This is a genomic window from Coleofasciculus sp. (assembly GCF_046565525.1).
Lineage (GTDB): Bacteria > Cyanobacteriota > Cyanobacteriia > Cyanobacteriales > Coleofasciculaceae > Coleofasciculus.
This window is the reverse complement of sequence record NZ_JBKHUP010000009.1, coordinates 112,500-118,738: the sequence shown is the minus strand read 5'-3', so window position 1 is coordinate 118,738 and position 6,239 is coordinate 112,500. Positions and strand designations below refer to the sequence as shown.

At 46.2% G+C, this 6,239-nt stretch carries 7 protein-coding genes; 2 read left to right on the top strand and 5 right to left on the bottom strand.

What is annotated here, in order from left to right:
- Window positions 1-278: 278 nt before the first annotated feature.
- Together ACLGGO_RS05230 and ACLGGO_RS05225 are read left to right on the top strand one after the other, a co-directional pair.
- Complete coding sequence (locus ACLGGO_RS05230; RefSeq protein ID WP_446337880.1) at window positions 279-464, top strand: NAD(P)H dehydrogenase subunit NdhS; 186 nt, start codon at window positions 279-281, stop codon at window positions 462-464.
- 244 nt (window positions 465-708) lie between these two features.
- A complete protein-coding gene (locus ACLGGO_RS05225) occupies window positions 709-1,377 on the top strand; it encodes an HAS-barrel domain-containing protein (protein ID WP_446337879.1) in 669 nt (222 codons plus the stop codon).
- Between the two features lie 62 nt (window positions 1,378-1,439).
- Here the strand turns inward: ACLGGO_RS05225 and ACLGGO_RS05220 are convergent, their stop codons facing one another.
- From ACLGGO_RS05220 to ACLGGO_RS05200, 5 genes are all read right to left on the bottom strand, one after another.
- Window positions 1,440-1,643: a hypothetical protein gene (locus ACLGGO_RS05220; protein ID WP_446418506.1), complete on the bottom strand. Its 204-nt coding sequence runs from the start codon at window positions 1,641-1,643 to the stop codon at window positions 1,440-1,442.
- 688 nt (window positions 1,644-2,331) lie between these two features.
- Complete coding sequence (locus ACLGGO_RS05215; RefSeq protein ID WP_446418505.1) at window positions 2,332-3,291, bottom strand: DUF362 domain-containing protein; 960 nt, start codon at window positions 3,289-3,291, stop codon at window positions 2,332-2,334.
- Window positions 3,292-3,319: 28 nt separating this feature from the next.
- Window positions 3,320-3,616 carry a hypothetical protein gene (locus ACLGGO_RS05210; RefSeq protein ID WP_446418504.1) on the bottom strand — a complete coding sequence of 99 codons (297 nt, stop codon included), beginning with the start codon at window positions 3,614-3,616 and terminating at the stop codon, window positions 3,320-3,322.
- 17 nt (window positions 3,617-3,633) lie between these two features.
- Window positions 3,634-5,049 (bottom strand): aspartate ammonia-lyase, encoded by a 1,416-nt coding sequence (locus ACLGGO_RS05205; protein ID WP_446418503.1) that lies wholly within the window; start codon window positions 5,047-5,049, stop codon window positions 3,634-3,636.
- A gap of 192 nt (window positions 5,050-5,241) precedes the next feature.
- Window positions 5,242-5,994 carry a biopolymer transporter ExbD gene (locus ACLGGO_RS05200; protein WP_446418502.1) on the bottom strand — a complete coding sequence of 251 codons (753 nt, stop codon included), beginning with the start codon at window positions 5,992-5,994 and terminating at the stop codon, window positions 5,242-5,244.
- Window positions 5,995-6,239 lie beyond the last annotated feature (245 nt).

Below are 6,239 nucleotides of genomic sequence, written 5' to 3'. Positions count from 1 at the left end.
TTTTAAGAAAAGTAGCCAGAAAGTTAGGTATTGACCTAAACCGACTGGGTAGACGGTGTTTGACGACCGTAGCGAGAGTTAGATTGTGGCAACTTCCACAGCCTGCTCTGCCAGCAGAATCCCCGTGTATGCGAGACCGGGGAGTGTCAATTGTGATCTACCAATAGTCGGTAACAAAGGACGAAGCGCACTGACCAATATTAATGGTAAGAAATTAGCTTAATTATAAATCAGCAATTTATAGTAAGCTAAGATAAGAGATTTATGGGTGAAAACAGATGATTCTTCCTGGCTCAATTGTTCGCGTCATTAACGGCGAGGACACTTACTACAAATTTGAAGGGATAGTCCAGCGCATCGGTGATGGAAAAGCGGGTGTGCTGTTTGAAGGTGGAAACTGGGATAAAATTGTTACGTTCAATTTATCGGAACTCGAAGAGGTGAATCCTCAAGGCAAAAAATAAAAACAAACTGTAACCGTTGACCTGTTATAGCGAACGAAAATGAACCGGGAACAAAGATAGATGCTTTTTGAATACAGAAAAAGGTGGTTTTATTTCTCTTATGTTCCCGCTTTCATCTTATTGTCTGTTCACATTTCATTGAGCCGCCCCATATAAGAAAATAACAAAAAAATGACCAATGGAGCAGCAGATTTTGTCGTGACAAATGACGAAAGACAAAGGACAAAAGACAAAGGACTAAAAGATGCGTCTTCCTTTACCCCAGTTTACGGCTGGAGAACGCCCTGATAATCACATTGCGGAAGTCATTGAAACGGCAACCACAGAATTTCTGGCACAATGTTTAGAGCCAGAGGATTTGAGCTTTCCGGTAATGCCACCCTTTGGAAGTTGGGTCAAATCTGTTGATGAAGAATCTGGCAATCAGGTTATGGCGGTAGTTTACCACGCTACAACTAGCCCGATTGATTCAGTTCACCGGGCTGTCGCGTTGGGATTGTCACTGGCAGAATTGCGGGAGCAACAGCCGCAAATTTTTGCCATGCTTAAAACTGAGTTTCGTGCGGCAATTGTTGGGTTTATACCGCCCGGAGAGGGAAACAATGGTGACCAACCCCCTAGGGGACGGGCTTATCAATATCTACCTCCCCGTCCGCCGCAAATTCATCAGGCTGTCTATCAATGCCAGCCCGATGAGATCATTTACTTTAGCGAAAAGTTGGATTTTCTGCGTACACTCCTATTAGTAAGTGGAGCGCCAGTGGAAGCCCTAACGGCTGCGGCGATCCGAGATATCTATCAAATTCGCAAGGGCGATCGCGACTGGTTAGTTCAAGCAGGGCGAACCCTCAGTGTTTTACTCAAAGATGATTATGACCGTTTGCGGTACATTTTGAGTCAACTGCACTGGTGAGTTTAGTTTCTTCCCCCCTTGAGGGCATACAGTGTAGCAATTTGTCCAAGGGGAACTTCAGTTCATAAGTTTTTCCAGTTAGCTGTTTCTGATCTCGGCAGCGAGTAGGGTGTTGTCTGCAAAACATCAAGGCTGCTAGAAGAGTAGTAAGCAATGGCTAAGAAAGGTAAGGTCAGAGTCAAAAACGCCATTACCGTACCGATAATCTCAGCCCATCTATGAGGATAGGGGTCAGAAGAGTTGGCAGACGAGCCACTTGATTCCATAAATGAAGTTTTAATCAGAACTTGAGTCAATTGAAATTTTATCTGAGACCGGGTCAAATTCAAGACCCTACATTCTATATTCTAACAAGTTTTTGCTTCAAGGATTGTTTTCCTGTAAACAATTTCAATAAAATCTTACACTTTATTAATAAGGACATCGGTTTTGCCAAATCAACTGACCTTAGATAGATTGACGCGAGTTCTAGAATACCAGTCAGTTTCATCAAATCATCTACTGAAATCCTCTACATGAGGTAACATTCGCTACCTATACTTCCCTGTTATTACTTATAAATGACAGATTTTGCTCTTCATACCAAGTTGCATTCAAAGATATAACTTTCTCTCCCCCTGCTTCCCCCGCCTCCCCTGCCTCCCCCGCTTTTCCTATCTACTATGTTTGAGCGCAACTCGGTATCAGTTATCGGTGGGTAAGCCAACTTCTACCTAATATGGCACTGTACATAACCACGACCTGCTATTACTGAACTGACGCTCTAGTACGTAATTCGAGACAGAAAATACAAAAAACCGCCTCTAACACTAGGCGGTGGAATTAAGCAATCGGAGGGTAGTATCAGCATACGTTCCCTCCTTGGGTAGAGGTTGTAACAATGTTTACCAAATAATTCCTTCTTTGAGTTTTGAATGTTAGATTTTGCTCACCAACAATCCAAAAATGATTATACTACCGCTGAGCATAAACACTTATTGGCTCTTTGATCCACCGGATGTAAAAATGCTTAAATGTGGAGCGCATTAGGCGGGGCATACCAAAATCAATGGGCATTAACCGATCCGGTAGCTTCCAGTCGAGTACCTTTAAATCGGCGGGATGCAGGTGGGGAAATTCCAGGGTATCCAGATTGGGACTTAATCCTAATTTCATCGCGGCGGCTACAGTCGGTACTTGCAGGGGTTCGACATTGAGTAAGTTGACTACCGCCTGATCCAAAGCAAATACATCAGCCGACGCGGCTAGCATATTCAAGCGTCGGGGTTCTCCACCACTCGGTCCATTACCCTCATGACCTATGATCGCATCCAGAATCGTCAAGTTGGGATCAAGTGTCCGCGCCGTTTCCACTAACATTTCCCCAAACCGTAAGGCATCTTTACCCGCTTCTGCATGCCACCAGGCTTTCATTTTACCAGGGACGCAGCCAAACAGGTTTTTAACCCCCAGAGTCAGGGTTAACTGGGTGTGAGATTTCAGCTTGGGTAAGTTAATTACCACATCAGCATCCATTGCTTCTTTGCACAGCCGCAGGTGGTTGAAGGTATGGCTAACTGTTTGATATCGCTGACCATGGAATTCGACGATGGGTATGTTAAGTTCATCCATCATCGGCAAATAGCCATTTGCCTGCGCCACCCCTTTAGCTGTACCAAAGGCGGGACTATCACCGAGAAAAGGTTGACCACCAGCTTCCTTGACTAACTCAGCGACAGCGTACACAAGTTCGGGGCGAGTAATACATTCCTTACCCGGACGTCCAGCCGTGAGAAGATTGGGCTTAAGGAGGACGCGATCGCCCACTTTGACAAATGCCCTAATCCCGCCTAACGGTTCCAGCAAGGTTTCTACGGCGGTTCTTAATGGCTGTCGGTTATAGGAATCTGCCCGAATTAAACTAACGCTAGACATAAGTGTCATGAAATAGCTTTAGTTTATCTTAGACTTTAGCACCACGGGACAGAGCCGTGACTCGTTGACAATCCGATAAGACACCCTCCCCTTGGAGTTGAGGAATCGGCGGTGTCACTTCCACTTTGACAATTTGAGACGTCAGGATGATCACGCTTTGATCGAACAGATGTAGGGTTAACCAAGGTTGGCTGAGGAAATCAGCAAGTTGTTCGCTAAAAGCTTCTGGCGTCACGGGAATATCAAAGGATTCGGTTTCGCCATTGATGTAGTGAAAGGTGACTTGGGTAAAACTATCTTGACTTTGCATGGTATGATTTGTCATTCGTCATTCGTCATTTGTCATTGGTTCGGGAACAAAGCACTCATTTTATCAAGATCGAGTACCTTGGCTAAGTCCTCAGCACTCATCAAGCCTTTGTCGAGGACAATTTGCCGTAGAGATTTGCCTGTTTCCAGAGATTCCTTGGCGATAGCCGCCGCGTTGAGATAACCGATGTGGGGATTGAGGGCGGTGACTAATGCCAGACTCCCTTCAGCATAGTCCAAACAGCGATCGCGTCTGGCTGTGATTCCGGCTAGACACTTTTGAGTTAGGGCAGATAGAGTATTGCCTAAAATTTCAATACTGTGAATTAGGTTATAGGCAATCAGCGGCATCATCACATTCAACTCCAATTGACCCGCTTGAGCAGCTAAGGCGATCGCACTATCATAGCCCATCACCTGAAAGCATACCATAGAGGTCATTTCCGCCATAACTGGGTTGTATTTTCCCGGCATGATCGATGAGCCCGGTTGCACGGGGGGAAGTTGAATTTCCTTGAATCCGGTTTTCGGACCCGAATCCATTAACCGCAAGTCATGGGAAATTTTGACTAAATCCTGTGCCAAATTCCGTAAACTGCCAGATACATTAACAAACGGTGCCATACTTTGCATCGCCGCCATGAGATGGGGGGCAGATTTGAGGGGTTGATCAATGAGTTGGGCAAGAATTTGGGCAACCTGATGGCGATAGTCGGGATGGGTGTTTAATCCGGTTCCTGCAGCACTTCCGCCTAACCCCAGTACCATTAAATCTTCTGATGCTTGTTCAATCCGATTGGTATGATCGCTGAGAATTTGCGCCCACGCCCGAAATTCTTCTCCCAGGCGCACCGGTACAGCGTCTTGCAGATGGGTTCTGCCGGATTTGACCACATCTTGGAATTCATCCCCTTTGTTATCCAGGGCGGTAATGGCATCAGATAGTGCCGGATACAAGGTATGTTCTAAAGCCAACAGCGCCCCGATTCTAATCGCCGTGGGGATAACATCATTAGTGGATTGCCCATAGTTTACATGGTCATTTGGGCTAACCCGCTTATAGTTACCCTTCTCATCTCCCAGGATTTCTAATGCCCGATTTGCCAGCACCTCATTAATATTCATGTGGTGGGATGTACCGGCGCCTGCTTGGTAAATATCGACGACAAATTGATCCCGCCATTGTCCTTTGAGAACTTCATCAGCCGCTTGGATAATCCCTTGGCTAATATCTTGGGGAATACAGCCCAGATTACCATTCGCGATCGCGGTGGCTTTTTTGATCAGCACACAGGCGTCTATGTAGGTGGGTAAGGGTTTAATCCCGCTGATAGGGAAGTTTTCAATTGCCCGTAGGGTTTGAATCCCGTAGTAGGCATCGTTAGGGATTTGCCGTTCCCCCATAGAATCACGTTCGATTCGATATCCGGCACTGGATTTATCGGTCATAAGTCACTTAACACTGAATAGTCTCTCACTTAAGCGGGGCGGGTTTTGAGAAAACTTTATCATCAATTCTCTCTATCTGCGCCTTAATCGGGCGGGTTTAGTCCCATCTGGGATGAGGTGATAAATGATAATAGTCAAACCCGCCCCTACAGAACAGACGTGCCATGACACGTCTTTACACAAAAACATGACTTATTCCCCTTGCGGCTGCGGTGACGCCGGTGTGCCAAAATTGGGTGGAACAGAACCACCGGGGTTGATGGGAAATTGTCCAGGAGAAGGTGGTAACGTACCGGGATTCGTCGGGGGTGATCCAAATTGAGGTTGACCTGGAACCCCCGGAAATTGAGGCGGAAAATTGGGATTAAATGTGCCATCAGGATTAACTGGTATTTGTCCAGGATTAGGGTTAAATTCTGGGACTCCAGTTGAGGGAGAAAGGGGATTCGTCCCCGGAATTTGCGGCGATTGTCCAGGTGAATTGGCTAGCGCTACGCGATCGCCCCCGACTTCCCGAAGTAAATCCAAGATTTGTACAACTTCGTTATACATGGCATTGGGCGAGGCGTAGAGGACAAATACGCCACTGGGGTTTTGTTGCTTGTAAGCTTGGAGTTGTTGAATAAACTGCTCTTGGGTAATCACCGGATTTTTTTCTACATACACTTGCCCCAATTCATCCAAACTAATCATCAGAATCTGCCGTCCTTGGGCAGTTCCGGTACTCGCCTTGGGTAAATCAACATTAATGGCTTGTTGGCGCGATAGACCCACGGCTGCCAGGATAAAGAAGGTCAGGATACAGAAAATAACATCAATTAGCGGTACGATCTCAATCCGAACTTCTTCAGTTGGGGAATCCATCCGCAAGTTTAAAGGGCGGGTTAGTGTGGGGAAGGAAGCGGCACGTTTTTTGTTCGTCCGGTGCTGGGGTAGTGTTGTCATCGTCTTGGGTGGCAAAAGGTCAAAGAAGGCTCCAAAGCTGCACTTGTTTAGAATGTCTGCTTTTTGTCTATACATTAACGGGTGGTAATTTGAAGTCAAGCAGCACTAAGGATATCGGGAAAACTAAGGAAAAGATTTCTAATTGTCTGGCTTTCCTTGAGGGTTAGAGACGGGAGTGCGATCGCTTTGGGGGACTTGAGGATTGTCTGGGGAAAGCGGATCGTCTTGGTTTGTTTTAGCATTGG

Coding starts and splice junctions, on each gene's coding strand:
- ACLGGO_RS05230 (WP_446337880.1), top strand. CDS start 279: ATGATTCTTCCTGGCTCAATTGTTCGCGTCATTAACGGCGAGGACACT.
- ACLGGO_RS05225 (WP_446337879.1), top strand. CDS start 709: ATGCGTCTTCCTTTACCCCAGTTTACGGCTGGAGAACGCCCTGATAAT.
- ACLGGO_RS05220 (WP_446418506.1), bottom strand. CDS start 1,643: ATGGAATCAAGTGGCTCGTCTGCCAACTCTTCTGACCCCTATCCTCAT.
- ACLGGO_RS05215 (WP_446418505.1), bottom strand. CDS start 3,291: ATGTCTAGCGTTAGTTTAATTCGGGCAGATTCCTATAACCGACAGCCA.
- ACLGGO_RS05210 (WP_446418504.1), bottom strand. CDS start 3,616: ATGACAAATCATACCATGCAAAGTCAAGATAGTTTTACCCAAGTCACC.
- ACLGGO_RS05205 (WP_446418503.1), bottom strand. CDS start 5,049: ATGACCGATAAATCCAGTGCCGGATATCGAATCGAACGTGATTCTATG.
- ACLGGO_RS05200 (WP_446418502.1), bottom strand. CDS start 5,994: ATGACAACACTACCCCAGCACCGGACGAACAAAAAACGTGCCGCTTCC.